Annotated in this window: 13 protein-coding genes; 10 read left to right on the forward strand and 3 right to left on the reverse strand. The window is 58.4% G+C overall.

The features are described 5' to 3' along the window. Positions 1-60: 60 nt before the first annotated feature. From Q0526_RS17445 to Q0526_RS17455, 3 genes are read right to left on the reverse strand one after another with little or no spacing between them, the layout of a single operon-like run. Entirely contained in the window at positions 61-1,050 is a 990-nt protein-coding gene (locus tag Q0526_RS17445; protein ID WP_298736472.1) for a glycosyltransferase family 2 protein, read from the reverse strand. Between the two features lie 22 nt (positions 1,051-1,072). Next, positions 1,073-1,474 (reverse strand): hypothetical protein, encoded by a 402-nt coding sequence (locus Q0526_RS17450; RefSeq protein ID WP_298736474.1) that lies wholly within the window; start codon positions 1,472-1,474, stop codon positions 1,073-1,075. Between the two features lie 14 nt (positions 1,475-1,488). After that, on the reverse strand, positions 1,489-1,920 hold the full coding sequence (locus Q0526_RS17455) for an Lrp/AsnC family transcriptional regulator (RefSeq protein WP_298736476.1): 432 nt from the start codon (positions 1,918-1,920) through the stop codon (positions 1,489-1,491). A 457-nt stretch (positions 1,921-2,377) separates the two neighbouring features. Here Q0526_RS17455 and Q0526_RS17460 point away from each other — a divergent pair, with 457 nt between their 5' ends. The 10 genes from Q0526_RS17460 (at position 2,378) to Q0526_RS17505 (ending at position 14,457) form a co-directional block, all read left to right on the forward strand. Next, a complete protein-coding gene (locus Q0526_RS17460; protein ID WP_298736478.1) occupies positions 2,378-2,893 on the forward strand; it encodes a MarR family transcriptional regulator in 516 nt (171 codons plus the stop codon). Further along, positions 2,877-5,096 carry an ABC transporter ATP-binding protein gene (locus Q0526_RS17465; protein WP_298736480.1) on the forward strand — a complete coding sequence of 740 codons (2,220 nt, stop codon included), beginning with the start codon at positions 2,877-2,879 and terminating at the stop codon, positions 5,094-5,096. The genes Q0526_RS17460 and Q0526_RS17465 overlap by 17 nt, the downstream gene beginning before the upstream one ends. 1 nt (position 5,097) lies before the next feature. Continuing rightward, a complete protein-coding gene (locus Q0526_RS17470) occupies positions 5,098-6,909 on the forward strand; it encodes an ABC transporter ATP-binding protein (protein ID WP_298736482.1) in 1,812 nt (603 codons plus the stop codon). A gap of 325 nt (positions 6,910-7,234) precedes the next feature. Then, entirely contained in the window at positions 7,235-8,788 is a 1,554-nt protein-coding gene (gene rny / locus Q0526_RS17475) for a ribonuclease Y (protein ID WP_298736484.1), read from the forward strand. Between the two features lie 148 nt (positions 8,789-8,936). Next, the gene (locus tag Q0526_RS17480) at positions 8,937-9,650 is read left to right on the forward strand and encodes an amino acid racemase (RefSeq protein ID WP_298736487.1); all 714 of its coding nucleotides are present in this window, start codon (positions 8,937-8,939) and stop codon (positions 9,648-9,650) included. A 104-nt stretch (positions 9,651-9,754) separates the two neighbouring features. Then, on the forward strand, positions 9,755-11,767 hold the full coding sequence (gene metG, locus Q0526_RS17485; RefSeq protein WP_298736490.1) for a methionine--tRNA ligase: 2,013 nt from the start codon (positions 9,755-9,757) through the stop codon (positions 11,765-11,767). A 20-nt stretch (positions 11,768-11,787) separates the two neighbouring features. Further along, the gene (locus Q0526_RS17490; protein ID WP_298736493.1) at positions 11,788-12,729 is read left to right on the forward strand and encodes a DMT family transporter; all 942 of its coding nucleotides are present in this window, start codon (positions 11,788-11,790) and stop codon (positions 12,727-12,729) included. Continuing rightward, positions 12,726-13,526 (forward strand): TatD family hydrolase, encoded by an 801-nt coding sequence (locus tag Q0526_RS17495; protein ID WP_298736495.1) that lies wholly within the window; start codon positions 12,726-12,728, stop codon positions 13,524-13,526. The genes Q0526_RS17490 and Q0526_RS17495 overlap by 4 nt, the downstream gene beginning before the upstream one ends. 56 nt (positions 13,527-13,582) lie before the next feature. Next, on the forward strand, positions 13,583-13,816 hold the full coding sequence (locus Q0526_RS17500; RefSeq protein ID WP_298736497.1) for a methylenetetrahydrofolate dehydrogenase: 234 nt from the start codon (positions 13,583-13,585) through the stop codon (positions 13,814-13,816). Between the two features lie 167 nt (positions 13,817-13,983). Next, the gene (locus Q0526_RS17505; RefSeq protein ID WP_298736499.1) at positions 13,984-14,457 is read left to right on the forward strand and encodes a GNAT family N-acetyltransferase; all 474 of its coding nucleotides are present in this window, start codon (positions 13,984-13,986) and stop codon (positions 14,455-14,457) included. The last annotated feature ends 671 nt before the right edge of the window (positions 14,458-15,128 follow it).

Below are 15,128 nucleotides of genomic sequence, written 5' to 3' on the forward strand. Positions count from 1 at the left end.
CGAACTAAAAGCCCCGGGACCGTTCGTTTGGGACGGTCCCGGGGCTTTTCTATGGTTGGGTCAGGTGATTTTCAGTGCCCGCTGTACCCGGTAAACGATGTACCGGAACAACCCGACGATCAGGCTGCCTTCTACCCAGATATAATTGGGCAGGTTGCGCCAGCGGAATTTCGGCTTGTTCAGTTTGGGCAGGGCGATGCGGGCCTCGGCAAAGCCTTTGGCGTAGTCGCCGCCGAACCCCCGCAGCCGGAACATGACGACCTTTAAGAGATAGCCCAGTAGCATGGGGATAAAATTCACGATCAGCATGACCAGCGGTTGGTTCTTGTAGGGCAGCAGAATGCTGTTGCGGCCGCTCTGGATGCTCTTGAAGGGGTTGTAGCGCACCGCGCCGGTGGTGGCGCCGCAGATATGGCGGCAGCGGGCGGTGGGGCAGTAGACATTCTTGTAGCCGAAGTTGTTGGCCCGCCAGGAAAGATCCACGTCCTCGTAGTAGGCGAAGAACAATTCGTCAAAGACGCCGATCTCGTCGAGAATGGATTTGCGGTAGAGGGCTGCACCGCCGCAGGCGCTGAACACCCGGCAGGGCTTGGTATACCGGCTGGCTTTCAGGCCGTCACCCCGCTTGCAGGCAAAGCCCAAAATGGTTACATAGTCGCCGGCGTCGTCGGCCAGTTCCGGCTCGTAGTAGCGCAGCATCAGGCTGCTCACCGCAAAAATACGGGGGTCGGCGTCGGCGGTTTTCAGCAGCTCGGCCAGCCAATCCGGGTCGGCAAAGGCGTCGTTGTTGAAAAGAGCCACATACTCACCTTTGGCAATGGCAATGCCCTGATTCACCGCATGGGAAAACCCGGTGTTGGTGTCGTTTTCGATGAGGGTATACCGGTCATGGTCACGGTAGCTGCGGGCAATTTCCAGACTTTCGTCCGAGGAGCCGTTGTCGATGACGATAAGTTCAAAATCCTGTTCGGTCTGCGCCCAGATGGATTCGATGGAATCCCGCAGCCAGCCCGCACCGTTCAGGTTAGGGATAATGACGGACGCTTTCATGGTTTCTCCTTTACAGCGGGGGTCAGTAGGCGTAGTAGTAGGGAACCGCAGACAAGGTCAGCACCGAGGTGATGGCCAGCCACAAAAAGAGCAGACCAACCACCACCGCCACCACCAAGGTGCGGATGAGCCACGCCTGTGCCAGCCGTTTGCGGGCCAGATTCTTGGTGAAGCCAAAGCTCCACGCCAGCGACAAAATAAACCCGACAAAGGGAATGGAAAAAAGCAGCAAGGCCACCAGAGTGGCGCCTTCCGACAGAGCCGGGACCACAGGCGCTGCCTGTGGGGCATATTGGGCCGTTGGGGGTGTGGCCGGGACCGCCGGATTGCCGGCCGGTGCTGCCGGGGGCAGGGGCGTGCCGCACTGGGGGCAGACGCTGGCATCATGGGGGGCAAGCAACCCACAGTTTTTACAGTAACGCATGGGCGAACCTCCCTTTATTCCAGTGCCAGATTGCGGTCCAACTGGGTGTTCAGAATGATCTGTGTGTTGGTGGAACCCAGTTTTTGCATTTTGGTCAACAGGTGTTCCAGTGCGTCGATGTCGGTGCAACTGACCTTTACAATAAAATTGTAGCTGCCCGTCACCCGGAAGCACTGCAGAACCTGCGGCTCCTGCTCGATCATGGCCAAGAAACTGCCGCGGGTGGCGGCGTCCACCAGCACCGAGATCAGTGCCTCGACCCGGGCAGGCGCGCCGGGGTGACGCAGCACCACAGTGTAGCCGCCGATGATGCCTTCCTGCTCCAAACGATGGATCCGGCTGGAGACCGCCGGGCTGGTCAAACTGACCCGCTGGGCAATGTCTTTGACGGGCATACGTGCATTTTCAGCCAAAAGCTGGAGAATTTTATGGTCTAAATCGTCCATGGAAAAAGAAACCTCGTTTCCTCTTTTGTGTAATGCGCACAAAAAAATAAAATGAAGAAAAGTGCCGTTGTGCGGTTTGACAAAGTTGGAAAAGTATGCTTTTTGCCGCACAAACTAAATTTAATTAAGCATTTCTGGAAACATTATAATATTTTGAAAAACAAAATACAAGGGTAGCGTTTGACAAATTAAGAATAAAAGCTATAATAAGAACTGTTATCAATCACGACATTCTCTGACCTTTATATACTTTCCCACCCCTCTATGCACAAAAGCCCGCAGGCAACTGTGGGCTTTTGTGTTTGTGGGGCTTTTCCCCATGGCAAGCCCTGCTGTTTTTTCGATTTATGAACTTTTCGCAAATATTAGGTCGACCCTCTTGCACTTTGGTGTAAGAGGGTTTATTATTGTCAATCGTTAATAGTTAACGTATGTTAAGTAAAGGGAGGAAAGGACTGTGGCAGAACAATCCAGTTTTGAACTGCAAGGCCTCATTCATTATATGGGGCGCCTGCGGGAAGCCTCGGCTCAGGGCGTGCGTGCCGCACTGGCCCAAGGCCCCAAATGCCGGTTCGGCATGTTGGAACGGCTGCAGTATGCCATCCGGCAGTATGGCAAGGATGGCACTATCTATGTGAGCGATCTGGCCAGAACGGCCCAAAAGCCGATGCCCGCCATATCCCGGGCGCTGCGGCTGTTGGAGCAGGACGGCATGGTGGAGCGCCGCACCGACCCGCAGGACCGCCGCAAAACCTTGGTTTGCATCACGCCGGCGGGGCAGCAGGCATTGCAGGGCTGCGAGGAAGCGCTCAACGCTTATTTTTCCAGAGTGACAGAGCGGATCGACCCGGAACAGTTGGCCCAAATGATGGCGTGGCGCAATGTGTTGGTGGATGCGCTGGAAGCGGAAACCGCCGCTACCTTTGCGGCCAATCAGAGGAAGGAGGCACCGAAGGATGGGAAAGATCTTTAAGCAGTTGGGCCGTCATTGGGCGGCCTGCCTGTTGGTGTTTGCGTTGTTGGCGGTGCAGGCCTACTGTGACCTGTCCTTGCCGGATTACACCAGTAAGATTGTAGACGTGGGCATCCAGCAAGGGGGCATCGAAAGCCCGGTGCCCGACACGGTACGGGACACCACCTTGCAGGCGTTGGAACTGCTGATGACCGAGCAGGATGCCGCGCTGGCGGAACGGTGGTACAGTGAACCCGACGAAAACGGCGTGCGCACGCTGGCACAGGATACCGATGGGGCGATGCCGGAGCTGGAGCAAGCCTTTACCACGCCGGACGTGGTGCTGTATATGGCAGCGGCCCAGTATGCCGCCGCTACGCAGGGCAGCAGCGATACGGTGACGCCTATCTGGACCGATTTGGATGCGGTCTGCCTGCAATTTGAGGCGATGGCCCAAGCCCCGGGCTTTACCCAGGAGGGAGTACAGCAGCAGTTGGCAGGGGCGATGGCTGCCGTGGACGATACAGTGGCCGAAAGTCTTGCCAGCCAAGCCATGCTGCTGGTCAGTCTGGAGTACGAGGCGCAGGGCATTGCCCATACGGTGCAGATGAACTACCTCTGGCGCGTAGGCGGGCAGATGCTGGCCCTCACGCTGTTGATGGTGGTGGTAGCCATCGCGGTCGGCTTTGTGGCCTCCCGGGTGTCGGCGGCCATCGGCCGGGATCTGCGTCGGGAAACCTTCTCGGCGGTGATTCACTTCTCCCATGCCGAAATCGAGCAGTTTTCCACGGCATCCCTCATCACCCGCACCACCAACGACATCCAGCAGGTGCAGTTTGTCTGCGTGATTCTGCTGCGGATGGTGGCCTATGCCCCCATTTTGGGCATCGGCGGCATCGTTCATGTGGCCCGCAGCAACACCGGCCTGACTTGGATCACCTTCTTGGCGGTGGCGGCGCTGCTGATCCTCATTGGGGTGCTGATGAAGATCGCCATGCCCAAGTTCAAATTGATGCAGACCTTGGTAGACCGGCTGAACCTTGTCAGCCGCGAAATTCTCACCGGCATTATGCCGGTGCGTGCCTTCAGCCGGGAATCCTTTGAAGAAGCCCGGTTTGATAAGGCCAACCGGAACTTGATGCAGACCCAGCTCTTCACCAACCGCACGATGGCCGGCATGATGCCCTTCATGACGCTGATCATGAACGGAACCAGTTTGCTGATCGTCTGGTTCGGCGGCAAGGCTATGGATAACGGCACTATGCAGGTGGGTGAGATGATCGCCTTCATCACCTACACCATGCAGATCGTCATGTCTTTCCTGATGCTGGCGATGGTGGCCATTATGCTGCCCCGGGCCGGGGTGGCTGCCGATCGTATCGACGAGGTACTGCACACCCCCGCCACCATCCATGACCCCGTGCCGGAAGTGGCCCAAAAGGTGGAGCATCGTACCCATTGGGACGGCGTGGTGCGGTTCGAGGATGTGAACTTCCGGTACCCCGGCGCCGACAGCGACGCGCTGGAGCACATCAGCTTTACGGCCCGCCCCGGCGAGACCACCGCCATCATCGGCTCCACCGGCTGCGGCAAATCCACCTTGCTCAACCTGATCCCCCGTTTCTATGACGCTACCGGCGGCCGGGTGACCATCGATGGGGTGGATGTGCGGGATATGCCCCAGCACACCCTCCACGACCTGCTGGGTTATGTGCCCCAGAAAGGGGTGCTCTTCAGCGGGACCATTGCCTCCAACCTGAAATTCGGCGGCCCCCAGATCTCGGACGGAGATATCCGGGATGCCGCAGCCATCGCGCAGGCCACCGATTTCATTGAGGCCAAACCCGAGGGCTTCCAAAGCCCCATCGCGCAGGGGGGCAGCAACGTGTCGGGCGGTCAAAAACAGCGTCTTTCCATCGCCCGGGCCATCGCCAAGCATCCCCGGATCTATCTGTTCGACGACAGCTTCTCGGCGCTGGATTATAAGACCGATGTGGCGCTGCGCCGCGCGCTGAAAGCCAAGACGGACAACGCCACCGTCCTGATCGTGGCCCAGCGAATCTCCACGGTGCTTCACGCCAACCAGATTCTTGTGCTGGACGAAGGCCGAGTGGTGGGCATCGGCACCCATGCCCAGTTGCTGGAAACCTGCCCGGAATATCGGGAGATCGCCCGTAGCCAGTTGAGCCAAAAGGAATTGGGTTTGCAGAAGGAGGAGGATTGAGATGCCAAGACCCGGACGTATGACCACCGAGCGTGCCAAGGACTTCAAGGGTACGCTGCGGCAGTTGCTGCGCGCCATGAGCCGGTATAAACTGTCCATGGCCGTGGTGGTGCTATTTGCCATTCTTTCCACCATTTTCAATATCGCCGGCCCCAAGATCTTGGCGCAGGCTACCACGGCGCTGGCCACCGGTTGGGTGGCCAAACTGCGAGGCACCGGCGGCATCGACTTTGTCTTTATCGGCCGCATCCTGCTGATCTTGTTGGGGATGTATCTGCTCTCCTCGGCGTTCAGCTTTATCCAAAGCTGGCTGATGAGCGGCCTTTCCCAGAAGGTCTGCTATGACTTCCGCCGCCAGATCAGCGAAAAGATCAACCGCCTGCCGCTGGCCTACTTTGAAAAGCGCACGGTGGGCGAGGTGCTCTCCCGCATTACCAACGATGTGGATACCTTGGGCCAAAGCCTGAACCAGAGCATCACCCAGTTCATCACCAGCGTCACCACGATGATCGGCGTGCTGATCATGATGCTGTCCATCAGCCCCCAGATGACCCTTATTGCGCTGCTGATTTTGCCGGTATCGCTGGTCTTGGTATTTATCGTGGTGCATTTCAGCCAGCGGTTCTTCAAAGCCCAGCAGGCCACCTTGGGCGTGGTCAACGGGCAGGTGGAGGAAGTCTACTCCGGCCACACCGTCATCAAGGCGTTCAACCGGGAGCAGGCCGTCCTCGACGAGTTCAACGCCGCCAACGACCAGCTCTACGCTTCGGCGTGGAAGAGCCAATTCCTCTCGGGCTTGATGATGCCCATTATGAACTTTGTGGGCAATCTGGGCTATGTGGCGGTGGCCATTGTGGGCAGCATCTTTGCCGCGGGGGGCATCATCACCATCGGTGACATTCAGGCCTTCATTCAGTATGTCAAAAACTTTACCCAGCCCATCCAACAGCTCTCGCAGGTGTCCAACATGCTGCAAAGTATGGCCGCTGCGGCTGAGCGAGTCTTTGAATTTTTGGCCGAGGAAGAGGAGGATCAGACCGCCGATCCTGCTCGCCGGGCCGACCCTGCCACCATCGACGGTCAGGTGACCTTCGACCATGTGAAGTTCGGCTATACGCCGGAAAAAACCATCATCCACAACTTTAGCTGCACGGTGCAGCCCGGCCAGAAGGTGGCCATTGTGGGCCCCACCGGCGCCGGCAAGACCACCATGGTCAAACTGCTCATGCGGTTCTACGATGTGGATTCCGGTTCCATCACGCTGAACGGCCACGATGTGCGGGACTTTGACCGCACCGCCCTGCGGGAAGGCTTCGGCATGGTGCTGCAAGATACCTGGCTGTTCCAAGGCACCATTATGGAGAATATCCGCTATGGCCGTCTGGATGCCACCGACGAGGAAGTGGTGGCTGCCGCCAAAGCTGCAGGGGCGGACCATTTCATCCGCACCCTGCCCGGCGGATACCAGATGGAACTCAACGAGGATGCCTCCAACGTCAGTCAGGGGCAAAAGCAGCTCCTGACCATCGCCCGCACCATTCTGGCCGACAACCGGATTTTGGTGCTGGACGAGGCGACCAGCAGCGTGGATACCCGCACCGAACAGCGGATCCAAACGGCTATGGACCGGCTCATGCAGGGACGTACCAGCTTCATCATTGCCCACCGGTTGTCCACCATCCGCAACGCCGACCTGATCTTGGTGATGCGGGACGGCGACATTGTGGAGCAGGGCACCCACGACGAGTTGATGGAAGCGGGCGGCTTCTACGCCGACCTGTACAACAGCCAGTTTGAGGACGTGACAGCGTGAAAAGCAGCGGTGGATTTTGTAACAATTTCTTGACATTTATCTGAAATAAAGATAGAATAAAATACAGGAAATAGAGAAGTTCTGCCGCACCGATTTTGCGGGGAGTTTCATAGGGTGTCGCCCACCGGGAACACCGCTTTTCACCAATGTGCAACGCCTGATTTTGGCTTTTTTCGTTTGTTTCACGGTTTCGCGCTCGAAGTGTGTGCATTTTTGCCCGTTTTGGTCGCGGCTTACTGTGTATTGCTATAGAAAAAACTGCATAAGGCTAAAAGCGTCCCGCTGTGCTGTGCCCTCCTACCATTTGTAAGGAGTGAAGTCGACTATGCAGCCCATCATTGTTGTGGTGCTGGTCCTTGTCGTCGCTGCTGTGGTCGGGGCGCTTTGCTTTTACCTTGGCGGAGAAAACCGCAAACGCACCGCCGAGGCAAAACTCGGTTCTGCCGAAGAGGAAGCCAAGCGCATCGTAAACGAGGCCATCAAGGCCGCCGAACAGAAACGCAAGGAAACCATCATCGAAGCGAAGGATGAAGCCTTCAAACTCAAGAGCGACGCCGATAAGGAAATCAAGGACCGTCGGGCCGAAGTTTCCCGTCAGGAACGCCGCATGGACCAAAAAGAAGAAGCGCTGGATAAGCGCACCGCCGCTTTGGAGCGGAAGGAAGAGGAACTCAAGCGCCGCAGCGAGACGGTGGAAGCCCGTCTGGATGAGCTGGAACAGCTCAAGCTGCGCCAGACCGAAAAGCTGGAAACCATCGCCGGCATGACCAAGGAGGATGCCCGGGCCGTACTGCTCAAGCAGGTGGACGACGAGCTGACCCACGAAAAGGCGATGAAGATCAGCGCCTATCAGGCCAACATGAAGGACGAGTGCGACCAGATCGCCCGTGATCTGGTGGGGCAGGCCATTGCCCGCTGCGCCGCCGACGCCACCAGCGAAGCCACCGTCAGCGTGGTGCCGCTGCCCAGTGACGAGATGAAGGGCCGGATCATCGGCCGTGAAGGCCGCAATATCCGTGCGCTGGAGACGGCTACCGGATGCGATTTGATCATCGATGACACGCCGGAAGCCATCACGCTGTCCAGCTTCGACCAGACCCGCCGCGAGGTGGCCCGGATGGCGCTGGAACGCCTGATTGCCGACGGCCGTATCCATCCCGCCCGCATCGAGGAGACGGTGGACAAGTGCCGCCGCGAACTGGAAGTGCAGATGAAGCGGGAAGGCGACAAGGCGGTCATGGATCTGGGCATCCACAGCCTGCATCCCGACTTGGTCAAGCTCATCGGACGGCTCAAGTACCGCACCAGCTTTGGCCAGAACGTCCTGAACCACTCCATCGAGGTGGCTTGGCTGGCCGGTCTGATGGCCGGCGAACTGGGCGTCAACGTCCAGATGGCCCGCCGCGCCGGTTTGCTGCATGACATCGGCAAGGCGCTGGATCACGAGATCGAGGGCAGCCACGTCCAGATCGGCGTGGATATCTGCAAGAAATACCGCGAGAACCCCCAGATCATCCATGCGGTGGAAGCCCACCACGGCGATGTGGAGCCCAAGACCACCTTGGCCTTCATCATCATGGCTGCGGACGCCATCTCGGCGGCCCGGCCCGGTGCCCGCCGTGAGAATATGGAGAGCTACATCAAGCGTCTGGAAACGCTGGAAGCTCTCTGCAACGGCTTCGAGGGCGTAGAAAGCTCCTACGCCGTGCAGGCCGGCCGCGAAGTGCGGATTCTGGTCCAGCCGGACAAGGTCAGCGACGATCAGGTGGTCCTGCTGGCCCGCAATGTGGCCAAAAAGATCGAGAGCGAGCTGGATTACCCCGGTCAGATCAAGGTCAGTGTCATTCGCGAGAGCCGCGCCACCGAGTACGCAAAATAAGAAACTTTGCAGGCAGTCCGCCGCGGCGGACTGCCTTTTGTTTTATCTTTTGGCTTGCATATTCCCGCCCGGCGGCTTATAATATACAGTATCTTAGTGTATAAAGGAGGGGTGCGCCACGTCGCAGAATCCATCGCCGCGCAAACCTGTGCTGGGCATTCTGGGCGGGCTGGGGCCTGCCGCCAGTTGCTATCTGTACCAGATGCTCATCGACCATACCCCTGCCGGTTGTGACCAAGACCATCTGGATCTTGTCATTTCGTCGCGGGCGTCCACGCCGGACCGCACGGCGTTTATTCTGGGCAAAAGCAAGGAAGACCCCTTCGCCGTCATGGAACAAGACGGGTTCAGCCTTGTGAACTACGGCGCCACCGTATTGGCCATCCCCTGCAACACCGCCCACTATTTCTATGACCGTCTGGCCGAAGCACTGCCGGTGCCGGTGCTCAATATGCCCCGCCTTACGGTGGAGGATGCCAAGGCCGCGGGCTGCACCAAGCTGGGCATTCTGGCCACCGAGGGCACGCTGGCTGCCGAAACTTACCAGTTGGCCTGCCAACGGGCAGGCATCGGCTGGGCGGTGCCCTCGCCGGAACATCAGCAGGGGATCACCTCGGTGATCTATGACGACATTAAGCAGGGCCGCCGCGCCGATATGGGAAAATTCAACGCTGCGGTAGCGGACCTGAAAGCGCAGGGCTGCGACCGGGCGGTGCTGGGCTGCACCGAGCTGAGCCTCGTCAAGCGTGACGAGCATCTGGACGGCTTTTTCATCGACAGTACCGAGGTACTCTGCCGCCACGCCCTGTTGGCCTGCGGCGTGACGCCCATCGGTTTTGACGAGACGGGAGGGCAGCCATGAAAACGAGCCCCCGCTGCCGCCAGCCCGGTTTTCGAATGTGCCGGGTCGCTTGAACGCACAGAAAGTCAGTAGGAAGATTTTGTAGGAAAGGGATGTCCCCCGAAATGGAAAAGAAGAAATTTTATATCACCACCCCGATTTATTACCCCAGCGATAAGCTGCACATCGGCCACACCTACTGCACGGTGGCAACCGATGCCATGGCCCGCTATAAGCGGCTGCAGGGGTATAATGTCATGTTCCTGACCGGCACCGACGAGCACGGCCAGAAGATCGAACTCAAAGCAAAAGAGGCGGGCGTCACCCCGCAGCAGTTCGTGGACAACATCGTGGAAGGCCCCAAGGGCGTCAAGGATCTGTGGAAACTGATGAACATCAGCTATGACCGGTTCATCCGTACCACCGACGACTACCATGTGGCGGCGATCCAGAAGATTTTCAAAAAGATGTACGACAAGGGCGACATCTACAAGGGCAAATATAAGGGCAAATACTGCACCCCCTGTGAGAGCTTCTGGACCGAGAGCCAGTTGGTCAACGGCTGCTGCCCCGACTGCGGCCGTCCGGTGGTGGACGCCGAGGAGGAAGCCTACTTCTTCCGTCTGTCCAAGTACGCCGACCGGGTGCGGGATCTGCTGGTGAATACCGACTTCCTGCTGCCCCGTTCCCGCGTTAACGAGATGGTGCACAACTTCATTGATCCGGGTCTGGATGATCTGTGTGTTTCCCGCACCAGCTTCAAGTGGGGCGTGCCGGTGGACTTTGACCCCAACCATGTGGTCTATGTCTGGATCGATGCGCTGTTCAACTACACCACCGCGCTGGGCTTTATGAACGACCACTATCCCGACAGCGATTACGAGACCTTCTGGCCCGCTGACGTCCATTTCATCGGCAAGGAGATCGTCCGTTTCCACTCCATCATCTGGCCTGCCATGCTCATGAGCATGGACATGCCTCTGCCCAAGCACGTGTACGGCCACGGCTGGCTGCTGCTGGACGGCGGTAAAATGTCCAAGTCCAAGGGCAACGTGGTGGATCCCTACCTGCTGGCCGAGCGGTACAGCGCCGATGCCCTGCGGTATTTCTTGCTGCGGGACTTCCCCTTCGGTTCGGACGGTAACTTCTCCAACGAGCTGCTGATCAACCGCATCAATATGGATCTGGCCAACGATCTGGGCAACCTGCTGTCCCGCACCACGGCCATGGCGGACAAGTACTTCGGCGGCACGCTGCCCGAAGCACAGGCCGCCGGCCCCGAGGACGACGCCCTGCTGGAAAAGGCCAAGGGACTGCGTGCCCGTTACGAGGCCGACATGGAGGCCTATGCCTTCCAGAATGGCCTGTCCGATGTGTTTGAAGGCATCGACGCAGCCAATAAGTATATCGACGCCACGGCGCCTTGGGTCCTTGCCAAGAGCGAGGAGACCAAGCCCCGTCTAGCCCGCGTGCTCTACAATCTGGCCGAAACCCTGCGGATCTGCACCGTGCTGCTGCAGCCGTTTATGCCCGACACCTGCGAGAAGATATTTGCCCAGCTGAATGTGGCGGCTGAGGGCAAGACCTGGGACAGCGCCGCTGCTTTCGGCACCCTGCCGGTCACGGCTACGCTGCACAAGGGGCAGAACATCTTCCCCCGCATCGACACCGCCAAGGAGCTGGCCGAACTGGAAGCGCTGGAAGCTGCCCAGAAGGCGGCTGCGCAGGCCGCACAGGCTCCGGCGGAGCCTGAAAAGCCCGAGGCAGCGGCGGCCAGCGCCGAGCTCATCGGGGACCACGAGGAGGAGATCGATTTCGATACCTTCTGCAAGGTGGAACTGCGGGTGGCCGAGATCCGTGCCTGCGAGCGGATGAAGGAAAGCAAGAAGCTGCTCCACCTCACCGTCTTTGACGGCGAGCGGGAACGCTGCATCCTCTCCGGTATTGCCAAGTGGTTTGCGCCGGAGGATCTCATCGGCAAAAAGGTGGGCATTGTGGCCAATCTGGCGCCCCGCCCGATGATGAAGGGCAAGTATGTCAGCGAGGGCATGATCGTGGCTGCCGATACCGACACCGACGGCGGCTGCGCCATTGCCTTCTACCCCGACAACGTGCCTGCGGGCGCCCGCATCCACTAAGTGAGGAAACGAGGCACCTTTTGCAAACCAAACCTTCGAAACTGGACGCCTTTTTTGGGACCCCGGCGGTGGCGGTGGTCATGGCGATCCTCTGCAATATGTTATGGGGCTCGGCCTTTCCCTTCATCAAGATGGGCTACCGCCTCTTTGCCATCGAAGCCACCGATACGCCTTCCATCCTCTGCTTCGCGGGGGTACGCTTCATGCTGGGGGCGGTGCTGGTTTGGGTCTGCGGCACGGCACTGAACCGCCGTCCGCTGCCCATGCCCCGCGGCCGTGTGCTGGCGGAATGCTGCGCCCTCGGGTTGTGGCAAACGGCTGCCCAGTATTTCTTCTACTACTCGGCGGTGGCGCTGCTCACCGGCGCGCTGGGCGGAATTCTCAACAGCACCCAGAGCTTTATGGGGGTTATTCTGGCCCACTTCCTCTATGGACAGGCAGATCGAATGACGCCCCGCAAAGCCTTGGGCTGTGTGCTGGGCTTTGGCGGTGTGCTGGTGGTCACGCTGGGCAACCATGGCAGCGGCAGCGCCGCCGGTATGCTCTATATGCTGCTGGCGTCGCTGATCTTCGCCTGTGCCGGACCTTGGAACAAGGCCGTCACCCGGCGGGCCGATAGCTTTTCGGTCTGCTGCCTCAATCTGGGGGCGGGTGGCTTGGCGCTGGCCCTGCTGGGCTTTGTGCTGGGGGGCAGCCTGCATCCCCAAAGCGGGGCGGCGGTTCCGGTCTTGCTGTTTTTGGCCTTCATCTCGGGCGCCGGTTATGTGCTGTGGGCACTTTTGATGAAGAATAACCCCGTTTCCCGTATCAGTGTGTTCGGGCTCATCATCCCTGTGATGAATGTGCTGCTGTCGGCGCTGCTCAACGGCGAACCGCTCTTCGAGTGGAATTATCTGGCGGCGCTGGTGCTGGTCTGCGGCGGTATCTTCCTTGTCAACCGCGCCCCCCAACGGAGTAAATGATGCACAATATTTTCGATACCCATGCCCATTACTGTTCCCACCAGTTCGACGCGGACCGGGAGGAATTGCTCACCGCGCTGCCGCAGGGCGGTGTGGTCGGCGTGCTGGAATGTGCTACCCATTCGGGGGATGCCCCGCAGGTGGTGGCACTGGCCCATGCACAACCCTACTTCCATGCGGCGCTGGGCATCCATCCCGAAAGTCTGATCGAGGAGGACGCCCCCACCGTGGCAGCCTACCATGGGGATTGGCGGGCAGAGCTGGAAGCCCTGCGGCCCCTCTTTGAGGATAAGGCTGTGGTGGCCGTAGGGGAGATCGGTCTTGATCACCACTGGCCGGTGGTGCCCCGGCAGGAACAGTATGACCTGTTTGAAGCCCAGCTGCAGTTGGCGGCGGAACTGGATCTGCCGGTTTCGGTCCATGACCGGGAAGCCCACGGCGAGATGTATGAACTGCTGCGCCGGTATAAGCCCCGGGGTGTGCTGCACTGTTACAGCGGCAGCGCCGAAGATGCCCTTTGGCTGACCGAGCAGGGGATGTATCTGGGGTTTGGTGGTGCCGTGACCTATAAAGGGGCTAAGCGCGCCGCCAAGGTGTTGGCGGCCATCGACCCCCAGTGGGCGGTGCTGGAAACCGACTGCCCCTATATGGCGCCCGAACCGGTACGAGGCCGCCGCAACGACAGCCGGAACATTGCCCACGTGGCGGAATACATTGGCGGCCTGTGGCAGATGGATGCACAGGCGGTGCTGGACCGCACAGCGGAAAATGCCCGACGGTGTTTCAATATCGTATAAAACGCAAATAATATACGAATCGTATATTATCATAAAACAATCAGGAGTGAACCAACATGAAAGCACGGATTCCCAAACATCGTGAGTTTATCATTGATTTCCCCAAAGAGATGGATCAGGCCAAGGCTGACGAGGGCTGGGTCAAGCTCAACGAAATCGTGGAGGAGTACAAGAAGGCCCACAACGGCCAAAGCGTTTACGCTCCCACCTTCATCGAGGATTGCGAGCCCGCGGTGAAGAAGCTGCAGGAGGAGTACGGCTTCACCTACACGATTCAGGAAATTCGGTAAATCACCGATTCTTTTCGGCGTAATACGGTCACCATGCGGCGCCGTACAGCCAACCAGACAGCGATGCGGCGTTGTAAGGACGTGCCGTGCCCGGATAGGGGACGGCGGGCCCCAGCGGCCGCACGCTGTCTTTTGTTTTTTTGTGAAGCAGAGAGGGGGCTACTGCCATGGCAAAAACTGTGATCCGCGTCGCTACTGCGGCGGATCTGCCGGCTATTCTGGCGTTGTATCGGGTGTTGGACGAGGAATTGGTGGACTTGCAGCCTGACTTTTTCTGTGCCGCCCCGCGGGAGGAAGAGCCGCTGCGGCAGTATATTGCCTCCACCGATGCGGACTTTTTGCTGGCGGAGCAGGAGGGCGCCGTGGTAGGGCTGGCCTTGGTGTTGTATGCGGGCTGGACGCCGGAGTTTAGCTGTGTGCTGCCCCATCGGTATGCAAGCCTTAACGATTTGGTGGTCCTGCGGGAAAAACGGCGGCAGGGCATCGGCAGTACGTTGCTGGCAGCCGCCAAGCGCTGGGCCCGGGATCGGCGGCTGGAATATCTGGAACTGAATGTGCTTTCCCAAAATTCCGAGGCCATTGAATTGTACGAGGCCCACGATTTTGTGGAGGCTACCCGCACCATGCGGTGTATGCTCTGACCGAAACTTGTCCCGGGGCTGTCATCCCGGGAACTATACTGCAATAGTAAGCACCGCCCCGTAATTTTGCGGGGCGGTGCTTGTTGTCAGGGGAACGGCAGAAAAGAAACAAAAAGCCGGGGCTGTACATTTCTGTACAGCCCCGGCGGTCTTACTTCTTCGGAGTCATAGCCTCATAACCCTTGTTCGTTATTTTTCGGACCGATTACTCATTACCATGAGTACCTCATCCTATCTTTAAGCGAATTTTTTTGCCCTTTCAGGATCTTAGATTAACCGTAGTACATTGGACTTACCCTCTGGTTCGTTATTTGCTGAAGAGCATTTGTGGAACGGAGTAAGAAACTTGCGGTTACTTAGATCGTTCCTGGGGTAGGGGTTTGATGCTGAGGAAAAATCCTCTTAACTCTAGTACATTGGAGTATCTCCTTGTTGATCAGGTGAAATTCAGAATTATCCTGTTCGGCGGGGTGGTGGCTTTCATCATCTACCAGCCTTCTTTCATCCTAATCTATATTTATGCTAGGGGTCTTTTTTTTGACGGGACCCTGAGTCTGCTAACACATTTTGTTGGGAACCAACCATCGTTTGGTATATTTCTTTTACAGGTTACGACCTGCGGCTTTTGATGTGGTTCTTTCGCGTCAGCAGGCCCAGGCCCGCCGGTGATG

The organism is uncultured Subdoligranulum sp., from assembly GCF_937890665.1.

Coding starts and splice junctions, on each gene's coding strand:
- metG (WP_298736490.1), top strand. CDS start 9,755: ATGGAAAAGAAGAAATTTTATATCACCACCCCGATTTATTACCCCAGC.
- Q0526_RS17445 (WP_298736472.1), bottom strand. CDS start 1,050: ATGAAAGCGTCCGTCATTATCCCTAACCTGAACGGTGCGGGCTGGCTG.
- Q0526_RS17465 (WP_298736480.1), top strand. CDS start 2,877: ATGGGAAAGATCTTTAAGCAGTTGGGCCGTCATTGGGCGGCCTGCCTG.
- rny (WP_298736484.1), top strand. CDS start 7,235: ATGCAGCCCATCATTGTTGTGGTGCTGGTCCTTGTCGTCGCTGCTGTG.
- Q0526_RS17495 (WP_298736495.1), top strand. CDS start 12,726: ATGATGCACAATATTTTCGATACCCATGCCCATTACTGTTCCCACCAG.
- Q0526_RS17500 (WP_298736497.1), top strand. CDS start 13,583: ATGAAAGCACGGATTCCCAAACATCGTGAGTTTATCATTGATTTCCCC.
- Q0526_RS17470 (WP_298736482.1), top strand. CDS start 5,098: ATGCCAAGACCCGGACGTATGACCACCGAGCGTGCCAAGGACTTCAAG.
- Q0526_RS17450 (WP_298736474.1), bottom strand. CDS start 1,474: ATGCGTTACTGTAAAAACTGTGGGTTGCTTGCCCCCCATGATGCCAGC.
- Q0526_RS17455 (WP_298736476.1), bottom strand. CDS start 1,920: ATGGACGATTTAGACCATAAAATTCTCCAGCTTTTGGCTGAAAATGCA.
- Q0526_RS17505 (WP_298736499.1), top strand. CDS start 13,984: ATGGCAAAAACTGTGATCCGCGTCGCTACTGCGGCGGATCTGCCGGCT.